General features: G+C 46.3%; 16 protein-coding genes. All 16 read left to right on the top strand.

Features of this window, described 5'->3' with window-relative positions; translation table 11 throughout:
• The first annotated feature begins 48 nt into the window (after positions 1-48).
• The 16 genes from dapG to pgsA all read left to right on the top strand — a co-directional run bounded on the left by dapG (position 49) and on the right by pgsA (position 17,678).
• Positions 49-1,263, top strand: a complete 1,215-nt coding sequence (gene dapG / locus ACFPYJ_RS07455) for an aspartate kinase (protein WP_379187456.1) — start codon at positions 49-51, stop codon at positions 1,261-1,263.
• 103 nt (positions 1,264-1,366) lie between these two features.
• Positions 1,367-2,230, top strand: a complete 864-nt coding sequence (gene dapA, locus ACFPYJ_RS07450) for a 4-hydroxy-tetrahydrodipicolinate synthase (protein WP_379187455.1) — start codon at positions 1,367-1,369, stop codon at positions 2,228-2,230.
• A gap of 487 nt (positions 2,231-2,717) precedes the next feature.
• Positions 2,718-4,394: a ribonuclease J gene (locus ACFPYJ_RS07445; protein ID WP_379187454.1), complete on the top strand. Its 1,677-nt coding sequence runs from the start codon at positions 2,718-2,720 to the stop codon at positions 4,392-4,394.
• Positions 4,395-4,603: 209 nt separating this feature from the next.
• A complete protein-coding gene (locus ACFPYJ_RS07440; protein ID WP_379187567.1) occupies positions 4,604-5,422 on the top strand; it encodes a ClpP family protease in 819 nt (272 codons plus the stop codon).
• Entirely contained in the window at positions 5,419-5,640 is a 222-nt protein-coding gene (locus ACFPYJ_RS07435) for a YlzJ-like family protein (RefSeq protein ID WP_379187453.1), read from the top strand. Before ACFPYJ_RS07440 ends, ACFPYJ_RS07435 begins: the two co-directional genes overlap by 4 nt.
• Positions 5,641-5,771: 131 nt before the next feature.
• Positions 5,772-8,453: an FtsK/SpoIIIE family DNA translocase gene (locus ACFPYJ_RS07430; protein ID WP_379187452.1), complete on the top strand. Its 2,682-nt coding sequence runs from the start codon at positions 5,772-5,774 to the stop codon at positions 8,451-8,453.
• A gap of 98 nt (positions 8,454-8,551) precedes the next feature.
• On the top strand, positions 8,552-9,340 hold the full coding sequence (sleB, locus tag ACFPYJ_RS07425; RefSeq protein ID WP_379187451.1) for a spore cortex-lytic enzyme: 789 nt from the start codon (positions 8,552-8,554) through the stop codon (positions 9,338-9,340).
• A 128-nt stretch (positions 9,341-9,468) separates the two neighbouring features.
• Positions 9,469-10,749, top strand: a complete 1,281-nt coding sequence (gene yfmF, locus ACFPYJ_RS07420) for an EF-P 5-aminopentanol modification-associated protein YfmF (protein WP_379187450.1) — start codon at positions 9,469-9,471, stop codon at positions 10,747-10,749.
• Positions 10,750-10,752: 3 nt separating this feature from the next.
• Positions 10,753-12,039, top strand: a complete 1,287-nt coding sequence (yfmH, locus tag ACFPYJ_RS07415; RefSeq protein ID WP_379187449.1) for an EF-P 5-aminopentanol modification-associated protein YfmH — start codon at positions 10,753-10,755, stop codon at positions 12,037-12,039.
• A 14-nt stretch (positions 12,040-12,053) separates the two neighbouring features.
• The gene (gene ymfI / locus ACFPYJ_RS07410) at positions 12,054-12,785 is read left to right on the top strand and encodes an elongation factor P 5-aminopentanone reductase (protein WP_379187566.1); all 732 of its coding nucleotides are present in this window, start codon (positions 12,054-12,056) and stop codon (positions 12,783-12,785) included.
• 128 nt (positions 12,786-12,913) lie between these two features.
• Complete coding sequence (locus ACFPYJ_RS07405; RefSeq protein WP_379187448.1) at positions 12,914-13,165, top strand: DUF3243 domain-containing protein; 252 nt, start codon at positions 12,914-12,916, stop codon at positions 13,163-13,165.
• A gap of 149 nt (positions 13,166-13,314) precedes the next feature.
• Entirely contained in the window at positions 13,315-14,079 is a 765-nt protein-coding gene (locus ACFPYJ_RS07400) for a DUF3388 domain-containing protein (protein WP_379187447.1), read from the top strand.
• A 17-nt stretch (positions 14,080-14,096) separates the two neighbouring features.
• On the top strand, positions 14,097-15,020 hold the full coding sequence (locus ACFPYJ_RS07395) for a helix-turn-helix domain-containing protein (RefSeq protein ID WP_379187446.1): 924 nt from the start codon (positions 14,097-14,099) through the stop codon (positions 15,018-15,020).
• A 123-nt stretch (positions 15,021-15,143) separates the two neighbouring features.
• Positions 15,144-15,635, top strand: coding sequence for a YajQ family cyclic di-GMP-binding protein (locus ACFPYJ_RS07390; protein WP_379187444.1), 492 nt, complete (start codon positions 15,144-15,146; stop codon positions 15,633-15,635).
• Positions 15,636-15,768: 133 nt separating this feature from the next.
• Entirely contained in the window at positions 15,769-17,097 is a 1,329-nt protein-coding gene (rimO, locus tag ACFPYJ_RS07385) for a 30S ribosomal protein S12 methylthiotransferase RimO (protein ID WP_379187443.1), read from the top strand.
• Complete coding sequence (gene pgsA, locus ACFPYJ_RS07380; protein WP_379187442.1) at positions 17,094-17,678, top strand: CDP-diacylglycerol--glycerol-3-phosphate 3-phosphatidyltransferase; 585 nt, start codon at positions 17,094-17,096, stop codon at positions 17,676-17,678. The genes rimO and pgsA overlap by 4 nt, the downstream gene beginning before the upstream one ends.
• Positions 17,679-17,712 lie beyond the last annotated feature (34 nt).

Genomic DNA, 17,712 nt, shown 5'->3' with positions numbered 1-17,712 from the left:
GGTAACGGTCCGGTCGACGTCTTACGATTCGATTGCGGAGGTTTGACCATGGGGATCCTTGTACAGAAATTCGGAGGTACATCACTTTCCACCGATGAGGCAAGAAGGTATGTACTAGGACATATTTCAAGAGAACGGCAACGACAGCTAGACCTGGTCGTTGTCGTCTCTGCTATGGGGCGTAAAGGCGAGCCCTATGCAACGGATACGTTATTATCTCTTATTCACGAACATGGCGATAATCTTCCGCCACGGGAGCGAGATATGCTTCTTGGGTGTGGAGAGATGATTTCTGCGACCGTGTTGTGCAGCATCTTACGCTCGAATTCTATACCGGCTGTCGCTTTAACAGGCGGAGGCGCCGGCATTATTACAGATAGCCAATTTGGCCGAGCGCGTATACTTGAGATACGCACGGAAGCTATTCATAAAGCATTACAAGAGGGTCAAGTTGTCATCGTGACTGGATTTCAAGGAGTAACGGAAACCGGTGAGCTTACAACACTAGGAAGAGGCGGCAGTGATACATCGGCGACAGCACTTGGTGCAGCGCTTCGGGCAGAACGCATCGATATCTATACGGATGTGAATGGCATTCTGACTGCTGATCCTAGAATTGTTAAAGATGCACGGCCCTTGTCTGTAGTGGGATATGCCGAAATTTGTAACATGGCTAGACAAGGGGCAAAGGTCATTCATCCAAGAGCGGTCGAAATTGCTCAGCAAGCGCGTATTCCGCTTCGAGTCCGTTCGACTTTTTCTGAGGAGGAAGGAACACTTGTCACAGATTCGCTTGATGCGGAGCAGGCAGCGATCGTTCGCGACCGCTATGTGACTGGGGTCGCTCATGTGAGCGGGGTTACGCAAATTACAGTGCATGCCCAAGATGGTCATTCCGATATGCAGCTGCATGTGTTTCAAGCGATGGCCCATCATCATATAAGCGTTGATTTTATTAATGTTAATCCAGGCGGGGCAGTTTACACCGTGTTTGATGCCGACGCTGATCAAGCTGTAGCAGTTCTGAATGAAATCGGCTATTATCCAAAAGCCGTTAGCGGATGCGCAAAAATTTCTGTAATCGGCGGAGGAATGAACGGCGTTCCAGGTATTATGGCCCGCATCGTGGAAGCACTGACGGAAGAGGGAATACCGATTCTTCAATCTGCCGATTCAAATACAACGATTTGGGTGCTTGTAAGGGAAGCATTCATGGCTAAAGCCCTTCAAGCTCTGCATGCAAAATTTTCACTCCATCAGTAATTCTAATTCAGACATGGTTTTCGAAGTGAGCTTAACCTCGGAAACCTAAGCATAACCTTCCGAAGTAAGTTTTCCTTCGGAAAACTTTTAGGAGGAGTCATAAATGGATTTCGGAAGACTAGTTACCGCGATGGTTACACCTTTTGATGCGGATGGTTCGATTGATTGGGATGCAACGGGCCGAGTCATTGATTATTTGATTGATGATCAATTAAGCGACAGCATCGTTGTGTCTGGCACAACTGGCGAATCCCCAACCTTAACAGATGATGAGAAAAAAGCATTATTTTCATTTGCGCTTGAACGTGCGAACGGACGATGCAAAGTTATTGCCGGAACCGGCAGCAACGACACAGCTCATTCCATTCTTTTGACACATATTGCTGAAGAATGTGGAGTTGACGCAATTCTGCTTGTTGTTCCCTACTACAATAGACCTACTCAAGAAGGCATTTTTCAACATTTTAAAGCCATTGCAGAGTCGACTAAGCTTCCGATTATGTTATACAATGTTCCGTCACGGACGGTTGCAAGCATGTCGGCAGATACAACACTCCGTCTGGCGCAAATCCCTAACATTGTGGCAACTAAGGAATGTGCTTCTTTGGATCAGGTCACACAGATTGTGGCTGGTGCCCCTGAAGGCTTCCGTCTATATAGTGGTGACGATAGCGTGGCTCTGCCTGTGCTGTCGATTGGTGGTCATGGCATAGTAAGTGTGGCGAGCCATGTCGTAGGTCGTGAAATGAAGCAAATGATCGAGGCATTTTTGAATGGGAATGTAGCAGAAGCCGCGAAGCTTCACGTTCAGCTGCATCCTGTTTTCAAAGAGTTATTCGAACTTCCTAATCCAGTGCTGGTCAAGGGTTCACTCGCTCTTCGAGGAATACCGGCTGGGGGAGTGCGGTTACCGCTCGTCGCGGCAACTGACGCAGATTTGGAAGTGCTAAAAGGGCTTCTCAGCTAACATTTCCAACCATCGTTCTATTGACGCACTCGACTAAAACCGATGCGCTTGCATCGGTTTTTTCTTTTTGTAATGGGGGATTTTAGCCTTTACTTGTTTTTCGCAATTTCTATCATGTATAATATAAGCAAGTGACGGTGTGCGGCAAATATAATAAAAAGGATTAACGTTTGGAGCGGCGTCCAACAGTACTAGTTATAAGGTACGAGCTAAGTGTTTCCTGTGGGAGGAAACATTGTCGTATTTTGGAACAATTGCAAGGGATTTCTGAATATAAATGACGTTAGTCAACGGATCCAAGACTTGGATTTTTTGAGTTTTTGGACAACCAGTTGCTAAGTTTGATTCGCACAAATAACATATTTTTTGCAATCTATACTTCATTTAGAAAAGCAATCCATCAATGTTTGAAAGCGTTTAGTAATAAAAGAATATCATGCTTGCGGAATGCGTTTGTTCCGTAAAATTATAGGAGGTATAGATAAACTTGTCTAAGAAGAACAATGATAAGTTGCTCATTTTTGCATTGGGCGGCGTCGGTGAAATCGGAAAAAATATGTATGTCGTTCAACATGCCAACGATATCGTTGTCGTGGATGCAGGATTGAAATTCCCAGAGGAAGATATGCTCGGTATTGATATTGTCATACCGGATATTACGTATTTAACAGAAAACCGGGATAAAGTAAGAGGTATTCTCATTACACACGGACATGAGGACCACATTGGCGGTCTGCCTTATGTATTGAAGAATTTGAACGTGCCGGTGTATGGCACGAAGCTTACGCTTGGATTAATTGAAGGCAAATTGAAAGAAGCGGGCTTGCTTGGTGAAACAAAACGTATTCTCATCAACGCAGATTCTGAAGTACAATTAGGCACCATTAAAGCGTCCTTCTTCAAAACAAACCATAGTATTCCGGATTCCGTCGGTGTTTGCTTGGACACGCCTGAAGGCACGGTTGTTCATACGGGTGACTTTAAATTTGATCACACGCCGGTAAACAGCCAATATGCGGATCTTCAGCGAATTGCTGATATCGGTCGCCGTGGAGTACTTGCTCTGCTGTCTGACAGCACAAATGCGGAACGTGCGGGCTTTACACCATCAGAGAGCAATATCGGTGTGGAGTTTGAAGATATTTTCCGCAAAGCAACTCAACGTGTAGTCGTTGCGACATTTGCTTCGAATGTACACCGAATTCAACAAGTAATAAACGCTGCTGCAGCGACAAAGCGTAAAATTGTAGTCGTTGGACGCAGTATGGTTAACGTGGTTTCCATCGCTTCGGATCTAGGATACTTGAACATTCCTGAAGGCATGCTGATTGAGCCGGAAGAAATCAATAAAATGGCTGCGGACCGAGTAGTCGTCCTTTCAACAGGCAGTCAAGGCGAGCCGATGTCCGCGCTTACGCGCATGGCACGCTCCACTCACCGTAAAATCGATATTTTACCTGGAGATACTGTTGTTATCGCAGCGACTCCGATTCCCGGCAACGAGCGCTATGTTGGCCGTACTGTTGATGAACTGTTCCGTCTAGGTGCAAATGTCATTTATGGACCAGGCTCCGTATCTGGAGTTCACGTATCAGGTCACGGCAGCCAAGAAGAATTGAAGCTCATGCTAAATTTGATTAAACCGAAATATTTCATTCCTATCCATGGTGAATATCGGATGCTGCGTCAGCATGCATTGCTCGGAGAAGCTGTTGGCATAGAGAGAGAGAATATTTTCGTTATTGATAATGGAGATACCGTCGAGTTTCAAGGCGGAGCAGGACGCAAGGGAAGCAAGGTTCCAGCAGGCAATATTCTTATTGACGGCTTAGGAGTTGGCGATGTCGGGAATATTGTACTTCGTGACCGGAAGCTTCTTTCACAGGACGGTATTCTTGTAGTTGTTGTAACACTGAGCAAACAGGATGGAGCAATCCTTTCCGGTCCTGATATTATCTCTCGCGGATTCGTTTATGTTCGCGAATCAGAGGGTTTGCTTGAAGAAGCAAACCGCATCGTGACTTCGACTCTGCAGAAGCTAATGAATGATAAAGTGAATGAATGGGCATCGCTCAAAACGAATGTGAAAGATGCGCTTGGTCGTTTCTTATACGAGCAAACTCGTCGTCGTCCTATGATTTTACCAATTATCATGGAAGTATAATTTATTTGTTTTTACTAAACGATTCTTCTATTCAGGCTGGAAACATGCTTGGAAGGGGGGATCGTTTTTTGTTTTGCCATTCAACCTTCAGCTACCCAACGCAGGTTTTTGTATATTTCGACTACATCATTCCATACTATGCAGAGTCACGCAAATACACTCAGGGAGGTACGATTATGTGGGATGACGAACAGGGGAATTTGGTAAGAATGGAACAACCGCAGCCACAGCCGCAGCTTGATCCAGGTACGGTCAAATCAATAAATCCGATCGTGGATACGATTCAACAGCTTGGACAAACGATGACGCCGGCAGCTGAATCCAATATTTATTGTATGACGATTATCGGACAGGTAGAGGGGCATCTGGTGCTTCCGCCGCAAAACAAAACAACAAAATACGAGCATCTGATTCCACAGCTTGTGGCGGCTGAACAGAACTTCAAAATCGAAGGGATCATGATCGTCCTAAATACGGTTGGAGGAGATGTCGAAGCAGGGTTGGCGATAGCTGAGATGATCTCATCATTGACCAAACCTACTGTTACTCTTGTTCTTGGCGGAGGACATTCAATCGGCGTACCGATCGCTGTAGCTGCCAATAAATCTTTCATTGCTGCTACAGCGACGATGACGATTCATCCTATTCGCTTGAATGGTCTTGTTATTGGGGTGCCTCAAACATTCGAATATTTGGAAAAAATGCAGGAGCGCGTTGTTCGATTCGTGACCTCGCATTCCAATGTTACGGAAGAGAAGTTTAAGGAGCTAATGTTCAAGACAGGCGAACTGACAAGAGATATCGGAACGACGGTAATTGGCGGAGATGCCGTCAAATACGGTTTGATTGATGAGGTCGGAGGTATTGGACAAGCCTTGAGCCAGCTGAACCGGTTGATTGATGAGCGCAAACAAGCCAATCAAGCTAATCAAGCTAATCAAGTCATGCAAACCATGCAAACCAATCAAACCAATCAAACAAATCAAACAAATCAAGCTAATCCATTTTCAGGAGGGCTTCCCCAATGACTATTTACACCTCTATGCCGCTTGAGCTTGTATTTGAAGGTTTCAAGGATCAACTTGGACCATTTGTGGATATTACAATCTCGGGGATACGTATGCAGGTTGAACCGATATCGCCAGGGATAGGAAAAATAATACGGTTAATGGACTGTCCGCTCGATGCATATCTCCGTCCTGAGCTGTCTCCCGGCACTGTGATTGCCTACGGTTCAGTCATGTAGATATTCAGTGTAACCTCTGCTAAAGCCTTGGCGGGTCTGCATTCCTCTAACGCAGGATCGTGCTAAATCTGGATATTAATAACACATTGGGTTTGCCCCATATGGTATAATGGCTAGCAGAGGTGACTGAATTGGCAAAGAAAAGAAAAAGAAAAAGGAACTCGCTCGGTGCGAGTCTCAAATATGAAGTCTATGGGATTTTGCTCATTACTGTTTCTGTTATTGCCTTATCCGGGGAAGCTACGGTCGGCCGCTCATTGTCAAAGCTATTCGGTTTATTGTTGGGCAAATTTTATTTCGTACTTGCTTTAGTGGGCATTTACATCGGCCTAGTCGTCATGGTCAAGCGTGCCTGGCCTTCGGGTTGGACAAGCCGTAAGACAGGTATTTTGCTGCTTATTCTTGGGTTCACACTGATGAGTTCCATAGCTGTAATGGACCAAAAGACAGAACCGACCGGAGGTTTAACCGCCAGTTATATTCTGCATGAGCTTGGCAGCGATGTCCGAGGGGCTCTTATTGATGCACCTTCAAAGGGCTTAGAAGCCGGACTGCCGAAGCAATCAGTAAGCGGAGGGTACATAGGAGCGATTCAGTATACGACTCTCTACTGGCTGTTTGGTTACTTTGGTGCGAAATTTATCATGATCGTTATGTTTGCGATAGCAATCATGCTAATGACCGGCAAATCCTATGTCGATTTGGCGAAGTCTTTACGCCGCCGCGGAGGCCGCTTGCTATCCTTAATGCGAATGAAGTTCTTTCCGCCTAACCGCACAGCAAGACTTGCTACTTCTTCAAATTCAAGCAGCAGAAGCGGCGGCGGATCTCTGGACGACGCTGATATTCTGGACGATGATGATGATGAAGATTTTGAACAGCTTCCCGCAGCGCCAAGGAGAAGAAGATCGCCTATTTTCTCTTGGTTTAATGATGTGCAGAATCATCAGGAAGATGGGCATTCAACGGTTCATGACAGCGACTGGCAAATGGAGGACGGGCATCCATCTCCTGTTCAAGGTCAAACGCGCAGCCGAGCGCCTTGGGAAGAAGACGAGGATCACGGGGACGATGCTTGGCACTCGGACAGCAGAGAGCTGGACCAGTCGATTTTTGAACCTAACCATTCGAATATTCCTGAAACTCTCCCTTGGGATGAGGAAGAAAGTTCGGAATATGCTGAGCAGCCCGGAACAAGTACCACACTTCATCAACCGACGAATCCATCTGTACATACTCATCGGTTGGAGCGAGATGATATCGCAGGCGAGGAGCTCCCATTGCCAACGCCAGCTGTACCGCTTTCTCAGCTCAGTCCAGCGATGGAAACCGGTGATGCAGAGTCTGCAGACGGCACGCAGGCTGTATCAAGGGCGCCAATTGAGATTCCTTATCAGATTCCATCCTTTTCACTGCTGGCCAGGCCGACTGGAAGCGGGAGACAAGGGGATACAAGCGATATGAATGAATCCAGACGTAAGCTTGAAGCGACCTTGGAGAGCTTCGGCGTACGCGCTAAGGTGCTCGATGTCGTTCGGGGGCCTGCTGTTACAAGATACGAGGTGCAGCCGGCAACTGGGGTAAAGGTAAGCCGGATTGTTGGTTTGTCAGATGATATTGCCCTTGCACTTGCAGCGAAGGGGATTCGTATGGAAGCGCCGATTCCCGGGAAGTCAGCGATTGGTATTGAAGTACCTAATTCGGAAGTTTCGGTTGTCACCATGCGTGAAGTTATGGAAACACCTTCCTTTTTGAACTCGACTTCCAACCTATCGATTGCTTTTGGCCGAGATATTTCAGGACAAACAATCGTGGGCAATCTTGCGAAGATGCCTCACTTATTGGTAGCCGGGGCGACAGGGTCAGGGAAGTCGGTTTGTATTAACGGTATTATTACGAGCATTTTGTATAAAGCAAGACCTGATGAAGTGAAATTCCTCATGATCGATCCCAAGATGGTTGAGCTTAACGTATACAATGGGATTCCGCATTTGTTAGCACCGGTCGTTACGGATCCAAGGCGTGCATCGCTTGCTCTTAAGAAGATCGTTGTGGAAATGGAGAAAAGATATGAAGCCTTCTCCAAATCAGGTACTCGTAATATTGAAGGTTACAACAATCTGATGGCTGAGCCCAACCCTTCTGCCGTACTGCCTTACATCGTAGTTATCGTAGACGAGCTCGCCGATTTGATGATGGTGGCTGCAAATGACGTAGAGGATGCGATTTGCCGGCTGGCTCAAATGGCGCGTGCAGCGGGGATCCATCTCATCATTGCGACTCAGCGTCCTTCTGTGGATGTTATCACAGGCACAATTAAAGCCAATATCCCTTCAAGGATCGCCTTTGGCGTATCCTCGCAGGTCGATTCCAGAACAATCCTCGATATGGCTGGAGCTGAGAAGTTATTAGGGCGGGGAGATATGCTTTTCCTCCCAGTGGGAATGTCTAAGCCAATCCGGGTGCAGGGAGCATTCCTCTCGGATCATGAAGTCGAGGCGGTTGTAGGCTACTGCCGCGGTCAAGCAGAAGCGGAATACAAAGAAGATCTTGTTCCAGAAATTGACGATGCGGCCGCAGATAATAATGAAATGCTCGATGAATTGTACGATCAGGCGATTCGTATCGTACTTGAGGCCAAACAAGCCTCAGTCTCTTTGCTGCAGCGAAGAATGAGAATTGGTTATACCCGTGCAGCACGGCTGATTGATCAAATGGAAGCAAGAGGCATTGTCGGACCGTATGAAGGCAGTAAGCCGCGGGAAGTGCTTTTGACCATGGATCAGTATGATGCAGGAAAGATTAGTTCTTAAGGTAAAATCGTGCATAGAAGCCACCCCGATTTCTCATACTAGAATCATGCTTCGCTTACTTTGCAAGCCCACTTGCAGAAGAAAGGCAGATTCCGAGAATGAAAAATCGATTAATTGCGATAACATTAGTTATCGTCCTTCTGTTGTTCGGTGCGTTCACCCTCAAGCATGCAGGAAGCGGTAAAACAGCTGAAACCTTTAGCAGTGCAACACTAAAGGTCGGATCTTCAGGAAAAGATGTCTATGAGCTTCAAGGTCGTCTGAAGAGTCTAGGTTATTTTAACGGGAAAGTAGATGGCCAGTTCGGTACATCAACCAAAAATGCGGTCACCTGGTTTCAGTGGAAATTCGGCATGAAGTCCGATGGCGTCGTAGGCTCGAAGACGAAGCTCAAGCTCTGGGAAGCTACGAAAAACTGGAGACCTACTGCTGCGGAGTCTCCGTCAGCCGGAGGCGCAGCTAACAAGCCCAGTGCGGGCTCAGGGTCTTCAAACAGCAGCGCAGATCTAGCCAAATCCTCAAAGCTTGGATTATCTGCGAATGATCTCAAACTAATGGCAAACGCGGTATACGGCGAGTCCCGAGGTGAGCCTTACGTCGGACAAGTTGCGGTAGCGGCCGTTATTCTTAACCGCCTCAAGTCGCCAAGTTTTCCGAACACGGTTTCTGGTGTTATCTTTCAGCCGGGCGCGTTCACAGCTGTTGCTGATGGACAGATTTGGCTGACTCCCAATGTTAACGCGAAGAAAGCTGTACAAGAAGCTATTAATGGCTGGGACCCGACCGGGGGCTGTATTTACTATTTCAATCCGGACACGGCAACCTCCAAATGGATTTGGTCACGTCCGCAGGTAAAAACGATCGGGAAACATATTTTTTGTATGTAGCCGCTTCATGAAGCAGCCCGTCTACTCTGCGGGTTGCTTCTTCCATTTCCGATCAGGTAGAATGGAATAGATCCAATGAATATGGAATAGATTGACTTTATAAACTTGAGCGGAAGGGGACGCGACTCTTGAGCAAATCCCGATTTGAACGTGGTCAGATTGATCGCATTCGTTTGCATGTTTTACCTACTCAGCGTTTTAAGACGTTCTCCATTTCTTTATACGCCGGTTTGCCGCTTGCGGAGGAGACCGTTACTCCGGTTGCCTTGATTCCTTTTGTTCTGAGACGCGGAACGGCTTCAACTCCAGAGACAATTGCTTTTCGCGAAAGTCTGGATGATCTGTACGGGGCTGGCTTTGGCTTTGATGTATACAAACGCGGCGATGCTCAAATCGTCCAGTTTCGTATGGATGTTATTAACGATCGGTTCGTTTCCTCCAATCAGCCGCTATTGAGCTCTTCACTAAGGCTTCTTGGTGAAGTTTTGACATCCCCGGCTTCGGAGAACGGACATCTTCGGACCAAATACGTAGATGCAGAGAAGGACACTCTGCGCAAACGCTTGGAATCCATTATTAATGATAAAATTCGTTATGCAGGCGAACGGTGTCTTGAAGAAATGTGCAAGGATGAGCCATACCGCCTGCATCCGCTGGGACGGCTTGAAGATATTGACGCCATTACGCCGCAATCACTGACAGCCTCTTATCAGAAGTGGCTTGCTGATGCCTCCTTCGATCTTTACGTTGTAGGAGATACGTCGCTTGATGAAGTGAAGACACTGGTAGCGGAAGCTTTCCGGATCAAAGGAAATAAGCCTTCCGCATACATGCTGCCTGCCGTAAAGAAGAATGTCAAAGAAGTCCGTACAATTGTTGAGAAGATGGATGTCAGTCAAGGCAAGCTCAACATGGGGCTGAGAATAAACACTTCTTATGCCGACGATGACTATCCTGCAGCTCTCATGTATAACGGGATTCTGGGTGGATATCCGCATTCTAAGCTGTTTCTAAATGTCCGTGAGAAAGCAAGCCTGGCTTATTATGCGTCCACACGTCTTGATGGCCATAAAGGCATCTGCACGATTCAATCGGGTATTGAGATCGCGAATTTTGAACGGGCGACAGCCATTATTGAGCAGCAGCTGGAAAGTATGCGCTCAGGCTCTTACAGTGATTTGGAGATGAATCAAACCAAAGCGATGATTGCCAATCACCTGCGGGAGCTGCAGGATTCAGCGAATGAAATGATTGCGTTTGACTTCAATGCTGTTCTATCCGGGCGTGAGCGTACTGCCCAGCAGCTGATGGAACAGGTGCAGTCGGTAACAGCAGAACAAATTGCAACCGTGGCTCGCAAAACCGAGCTGGACACGATATATTTTCTGCGCGATGGGAAGGAGGGTTAAGCAATGGAAACGTTAGCATATCCAGGCGTTCAAGAAACATTGTACCGAGAAGTGCTCCCGAATGGCCTTGAAGTTGTGGTGCTTCCGAAACCGGGCTTTAGCAAAACCTATGCAACCTTCTCCACCAAGTATGGCTCCATAGATAACCGTTTTGCTGTGGGGGAACAAGAACCGATCTCCGTACCGGACGGTATTGCTCATTTCCTGGAGCATAAAATGTTCGAGGAACCGACAGGCGATATTTTTGCAACCTTTGCTTCCCAAGGCGCTTCAGCGAATGCTTATACGAGCTTTGATCGGACCGTTTATTTATTTTCGGCGACAGAGCAAATCGAAGCCAATTTGGAGACACTGATCGATTTTGTCCAAAATCCTTATTTCACCGATGAGAATGTGGAGAAGGAAAAAGGCATCATTGAACAGGAAATCAACATGTATCGAGACAATGCGGACTGGCGCGTCTATTTCGGTCTAATTGATGCGCTGTATCATGAACATCCGGTTCATATTGATATTGCCGGGACTGCGGAGTCCATTGGAAAAATCGATAAAGAAACGTTATACAGCTGCTATGAAACCTTTTACCATCCATCGAATATGTTCCTGTTTATCGTTGGCGGAGTGAAACCGGATGAAGTTATGGAGCTTGTTCGCAATAATCAGGCTAAGAAATCTTTTGAAGCGCAGGGCTCAATCAAGAGATATTTTGACCCTGAGCCGGCTTCAGTTAAGATCCCGCGTAAAACAGCTGTACTGCCTGTCTCACTCCCTAAAGTTATGATTGGCTTCAAAGAAACCAGACAACCGCTTGAGCCGGATGCACTGCTTCGCACAGAGCTTACAACAAAGCTGATGCTCGATACGCTGCTTGGTTCAAGCTCACCTATCTATAACGCTTTGTATGATGATAATGTGATCTCGGATTCGTTCGGTCATGAGTATAACAGCAGTGAAGATTATGCGTTCTCCGTGCTTGGGGGAGAAACGAAGGATCCAGATGAACTGCTGCGAAGACTTCGCGAGGCAATTGAAAATACAAAAGTGGTCGGTTTAACGAAAGAAGCGTTCGAACGGACCAAAAGGAAAAAAATCGGCGGCTATCTGCGCATGCTTAACTCCCCCGAAACTATTGCCGGTGAATTTACGCGCTATCGCTTCCGCGGTGCTGACTTATTCAAGCTGCTGCCGGTTTATGAAAGCATTACCTTGGAAGAGGCGAATGCGAGGCTGCTTGAACATTTCAATTGGGAGCGGATGGCCGTGTCCATCGTGGCTAAAGACAGCAAGTGAAAACATTGAAAGAAATGACGGTACTCGTAACTGGGGGAAGCCGGGGCATAGGAGCGGCGATTGCACGCCGCTTCGCCGCGGAAAGTATGAATGTCGTCATTCATTACAATAATGCGCATGAAGCTGCCAATGAAACTGCTCGCGCTTGTATGAGGCTTGGTGCAGCAAACGTCATGACGGTTACAGCGGATATCCGTTCGAAGGAACAGCTGCTCCGGATGCGCGAGAAGCTGCAAGCTCATCATATGCTTCCGGATATTCTTGTGAATAATGCAGGTATTGCCCATTACAGCATGCTTGCCGATGTAACGGAAGAAGACTGGGATGACGTTATTTCCATTAATTTAAAGGGAATGTTTCTTTGTACGCAGTTATTCATGCCTGCTATGATTTCTCAGCGTTTTGGCCGAATTGTAAATGTCTCCTCCATATGGGGGATGTCCGGCGCTTCTTGCGAGGTCCTGTATTCCACTAGCAAGGGCGGCATGAATGCTTTTACCAAAGCATTAGCCAAAGAACTGGCCCCTTCCGGCGTAACCGTAAATGCGGTTGCCCCAGGTGCTGTGGATACCGTGATGTTGGACAACCTTGACAAGAATGAGAAGGATGCTCTGGAATCTGAAATTCCAGTAGGCCGGTTTGCTCAGCCGGATGAGATTGCTTCACTGGTTTATTTCTTGGCTTTGCCTGAGTCTGCATACATTACGGGACAAATCATTAGTCCTAATGGCGGATGGTTAACTTAGAATAAAACCTGTATCGTTCACAGCTGAAACTTTTTAGCATCATTCATCGTCGAATAAGAAGGAACCTTCGAGAGCACAATAATGCTGTTGCCGGAAAGCGGCCAACACTCGAAGGAGGAGAACAACACATGGCAACCGTCCTTACTAATTTTGACACATGGAAAGAGTTTTTATCCGACCGGGTAGAGCAGGCCAAGAGTATTGGATTAAGCGAAGATTCGATTGGGAAGCTCGCATTTGAAATTGGATCGTTCCTCGATGAGAAAATCGATCCCAAGAATGAGCAGCAGCGTGCTCTGAAAGAACTTTGGGATGTAGGCGATGAAGAGGAACGAAAAACGATTGCAAGGCTAATGGTGAAGCTTGTACAAAAATCGTAACAGCTTCCAAATGCAGAGGAGCCTCCCAAAAAGGAGGCTTTTCTGCAATCTTTCATGTTAGCATTGCAGGATTTTGACGAATATTGTAGAATAATCTTTTTGATACTAAAATGATGAACTTATCTATATATCCTCAAGCGAGGTGCCTAATGGAGTACAAACAGTGGTACATGGAATATAAAATACATAAAAATCGTCCTGGTTTATTAGGGGATATCGCTTCTCTTCTTGGTATGCTGGAAGTCAATATTTTAACGATTAATGGTGTTGAGAACCGTACGCGCGGAATGCTTCTCCAAACCAATGATGATGAGAAAATCGAGATTCTTGGACGAATGCTTCAGAAGGTAGAGAACATCACCGTTTTGAAGCTGCGCGAGCCTAAGCTTGTTGACGTGCTGGCTGTCCGTCACGGGCGTTATATTGAAAGAGATTCCGATGACCGGAAGACATTCAGATTTACCCGGGATGAGCTGGGCCTTCTCGTAGATTTCTTAGGGGAGGTATTCAAGCGCGACGGGAATCAAGTCATCGGATTGCGCGGCATGCCGCGGGTAGGCAAGACAGAGTCGATAATTGCAGGTAGTGTATGTTCAAACAAACGCTGGACGTTTGTTTCTTCGACGCTTCTTCGCCAAACCGTCAGAAGCCAGCTGTCTGAAGAAGAAATGACGCCGAATAATATTTTTATCATTGATGGGATAGTGAGTACAATTAGATCCAACGAAAAGCATCATGCCCTGCTGCAAGAAATTATGGCGATGCCATCAACGAAAGTCATTGAGCATCCTGATATTTTTATTAAAGAGTCAGCTTACGATTATAGTGCATTTGATTATATTATTGAGCTTCGCAATACTCCGGACGAAGAGATTTCCTACGAGTCCTTCACGACGGGCTATAACGAATTTTAAGAAAGGGAGGTGTGGTCATGTCGGATTTGGGTGCTTTACTTCGTAAAGCGAGGGAGCAGCGCGGATATTCTCTGGATGATATTCAAGAATTGACTAAAATACGCAAGCGCTATCTAGAAGCGATAGAAGAAGGTAATTATAAAGTGCTCCCAGGCTCCTTCTATGTGCGGGCATTTGTAAAAAACTATTCGGAAACAGTAGGTCTTGACGCGGAAGAAGTTCTACATCTGTATCAGAAGGAGATTCCCTCAGCTGTCCCTGAGCAGGTTGTAGAACCCATTCAGCGGCCGCGCCGAGCCCAAAGACAGTCCTCAGACCGGCTCAGCCGATGGGGATTCCGCATGCTTATGTGGTCGTTCCTGCTTTTGATTGCTATACTTGTCTATGTATACGCGATAGCCAAGCCTGGCGGGGACAATGTAGATTCAGCGGATCAGACCAAAATGACCGATCAAACGAAGGCGCCTGAGGGCACCGATAACAGTCCGGCCCAAACGGACAATAACACGAATAAGCCTGTGGAAGGTTCTAAAGATACGAACACAGTTCCAGTAACTCCAGATCCAGACCCTGTTCCAACTGTTCCTCAGACAACGCTTACTCTTGAAAAAACAACTGGCCGTACAGACTATTACCAGGTATCTCCAGGCGGAACCCATAAGATTGAATTTAAAGTAACAGGGGGGGATTGCTGGGTCGGCATCAATCAGACAAGCAGTAAAGGGAAGATTCTACTTTCCAAAACTCTGAAGGATACAGAAACAGCTTCTCTTGATGTTGAAGGACCTGTCTACTTAAACATGGCACATGCAAATAAAGCCGAAGTGACCATCGATGGCGTTCTGATAGAAGACGGAAACAAGACAGGTTCGCACAAGATGCAGCTAACGCCTGCAGCGGGTACGGAAACACCAAATGCGCCTGTAACGCAAACCGAGTAATTGAGCATTCTGCTGTACATTCAGGCATCCCCGCCGCATAAAGCGGAGGGGATGCCTTTTCTTGGGAAGCAAGATCGGTTATAATACGTGACATGATAAAATGAATAAGGAGTTGCGATTAGCATGAGTTCAGAAAGTTCATTTGATATCGTTTCCAAGGTGGATATGCAAGAGCTGATAAACGCAGTATCTCAAGCAGAAAAGGAAATTGACAGCCGCTTTGATTTCAAAGGCAGCAAGAGCAGCATCAAGATTGAAAAGGAAGAGCTCGTTGTCATATCTGATGACGAGTATAAGCTGAAGAGCGTAATTGATGTCCTGCAAACAAAGATGACTAAACGCGGCGTACCGATCAAGAATTTGGAGTACGGTAAAATCGAATCTGCTTCGGCAGGAACTGTCAGACAGCGGATCAAATTGAAGCAGGGCATTGAGCAGGATATTTCCAAAAAGATTAACATTCTTATCCGCGATTCCAAGCTGAAGGTGAAAAGTCAAACACAAGGCGATCAAGTCCGCGTAACCGGCAAAAGCCGTGATGATCTTCAAGCCGTAATGAACCTGCTTCGCGCAGAGGATCTGCAAATTGAATTGCAGTTTACGAATTACCGCTAAATTAGTGATTAAATAGTCCCTCTGATTAAGCGCAAATGATGCGCAAGATGGGACTATTTGCTATTTTGACACCGTTTAGGCCATGTATTATACTTGTAAAGATAGTTTTACGCAGGAATTTGGGGGATTAAGAATGACAGAACGTGTGAAAGTAGTTACTCTAGGCTGCGAGAAGAACCTAGTCGATTCGGAGATAATGTCCGGTCTGATTAATGAACGCGGCTATCAGCTGGTCGAGCAAGCAGATGATGCGACAGTCATCATCGTTAATACATGTGGTTTTATTGACGCTGCCAAGGAAGAATCCGTTAATACAATCTTGGATATGGCAGAGTTTAAGCAGACTGGACGGCTCAAAGCACTGATCGTGTCAGGCTGTTTAACACAGAGGTATAAGAAACAATTAATGGATGAGATGCCTGAGATTGACGGAATCGTTGGCACAGGTGATTTTCACCATATCAATGATATCGTGGACGAGGCTCTTCATGGGAAGAAGCCGATTAAGGTTGGTAATCCGGTCTTTGACTACGACCAGAAGCTGCCTCGCCTTGTATCAACAGAGCGCTACACGGCTTATGTAAAGATTGCTGAGGGCTGCGACAATGCCTGCACCTTCTGTTCTATTCCGATTATGCGCGGTAATTTCCGCAGTCGTTCTATGGAGTCAATCATTGCTGAAGTTCAGCAGCTGGCGGATCAAGGCGTTAAGGAAGTTAGTCTTATTGCACAGGATTCGACAAATTACGGCACGGATTTGTACGATAAGTTCATGCTCCCGGAGCTTCTTAACCGTGTCAGCGAAGTAGAAGGGATCGCATGGGTAAGACTGCATTATGCATACCCCGGTTTCTTCACCGATGAGCTGATTGAAACGATTGCGAACAATCCTAAAGTTTGTAACTATATCGACATGCCGCTGCAGCATAGCGAAGATTCCATCCTTAAGCGTATGCGCCGTCCAGGCCGTCAACGCGATACAAGAGAATTAGTCGCTAAGATTCGCGCAAGCATTCCTGATGTAGCCATAAGAACATCGATTATTGTCGGATTCCCTGGTGAAACGGAAGAAGATTTTGAACGGCTTTGCGATTTTGTCCGTGAGATGAAATTCGATCGTCTTGGTGTGTTTACTTACTCCAATGAAGAAGATACACCTGCTGTCCGTCTTCCTGACCAGGTGCCGGATGACGTGAAGGAATGGCGCTCGAACACATTAATGGAAATTCAGCGTGAAGTTTCCAAAGATAACAGCAGTAAACATATTGGCAGTGAAATTGACGTTCTTGTCGAGCGTTATGATGGAAGAAGCGACGTTTATATCGGACGCTCTCCTTATGATGCGCCTGAAATAGACGGGGAAGTGTTTATTTCAAACTGTACCGCTGGAATTGGCGAAATTCAAAGAGTGCGTATTACGCATGCATTTGAATTTGATATGTCCGGGGAGGGGCTAGCGTGAATTTAGCCAACCGTATAACGCTTATCCGCATCTTTTTAGTTCCGATCATTATGGTTTTACTGCTTATTAATGTAGATTTGAAGCCGCTGACCATCTCTGGATCTGACTTCTCGATTACATGGAATCAGATTTTGGCTGCGATTGTTTTTATTGTGGCTGCAAGCACCGATGGACTTGATGGCTATATCGCCCGCAAGAACAAAATCGTTACAAATCTTGGCAAGCTGCTTGATCCTCTTGCAGATAAGCTTCTTGTTGCTGCCGTGCTTATTTCATTGGTTGAAATGGATAAGCTTGACGCTTGGATCGCGATCGTGATTATCAGCCGTGAGTTTGCAGTTACAGGTCTGAGACAAATTGCTTTGCTCGAAGGCACGGTATTAGCAGCAAGTAAATGGGGAAAATGGAAGACAGCGGTTCAAATCACGATGATTATCGTGCTTCTGCTGAACAACTTCCCTTTTGCTTTCTTGGATTTCCCGTTTGATCTCATCGCAAGTTATGCAGCTGCACTCATTACGGTCTATTCGGGAATTGACTATTTTGTTAAAAATAAGAATCTTATTCCGTTAACGGAATAGGATTACATAGGTTACGATGATCAGCATCATTCCT

Source organism: Paenibacillus solisilvae, from assembly GCF_042656405.1.
Lineage (GTDB): Bacteria > Bacillota > Bacilli > Paenibacillales > Paenibacillaceae > Paenibacillus_Z > Paenibacillus_Z solisilvae.
This window is presented reverse-complemented; position numbering and strand designations above follow the sequence as displayed.

What these genes read in the sequence shown, in the direction of transcription:
- ACFPYJ_RS07390 (WP_379187444.1), top strand. Translation starts at nt 15,144, where the DNA reads ATGAGTTCAGAAAGTTCATTTGATATCGTTTCCAAGGTGGATATGCAA.
- ACFPYJ_RS07400 (WP_379187447.1), top strand. Translation starts at nt 13,315, where the DNA reads ATGGAGTACAAACAGTGGTACATGGAATATAAAATACATAAAAATCGT.
- yfmH (WP_379187449.1), top strand. Translation starts at nt 10,753, where the DNA reads ATGGAAACGTTAGCATATCCAGGCGTTCAAGAAACATTGTACCGAGAA.
- ACFPYJ_RS07435 (WP_379187453.1), top strand. Translation starts at nt 5,419, where the DNA reads ATGACTATTTACACCTCTATGCCGCTTGAGCTTGTATTTGAAGGTTTC.
- ACFPYJ_RS07405 (WP_379187448.1), top strand. Translation starts at nt 12,914, where the DNA reads ATGGCAACCGTCCTTACTAATTTTGACACATGGAAAGAGTTTTTATCC.
- dapA (WP_379187455.1), top strand. Translation starts at nt 1,367, where the DNA reads ATGGATTTCGGAAGACTAGTTACCGCGATGGTTACACCTTTTGATGCG.
- ACFPYJ_RS07395 (WP_379187446.1), top strand. Translation starts at nt 14,097, where the DNA reads ATGTCGGATTTGGGTGCTTTACTTCGTAAAGCGAGGGAGCAGCGCGGA.
- sleB (WP_379187451.1), top strand. Translation starts at nt 8,552, where the DNA reads ATGAAAAATCGATTAATTGCGATAACATTAGTTATCGTCCTTCTGTTG.
- ymfI (WP_379187566.1), top strand. Translation starts at nt 12,054, where the DNA reads ATGACGGTACTCGTAACTGGGGGAAGCCGGGGCATAGGAGCGGCGATT.
- dapG (WP_379187456.1), top strand. Translation starts at nt 49, where the DNA reads ATGGGGATCCTTGTACAGAAATTCGGAGGTACATCACTTTCCACCGAT.
- ACFPYJ_RS07440 (WP_379187567.1), top strand. Translation starts at nt 4,604, where the DNA reads ATGGAACAACCGCAGCCACAGCCGCAGCTTGATCCAGGTACGGTCAAA.
- rimO (WP_379187443.1), top strand. Translation starts at nt 15,769, where the DNA reads ATGACAGAACGTGTGAAAGTAGTTACTCTAGGCTGCGAGAAGAACCTA.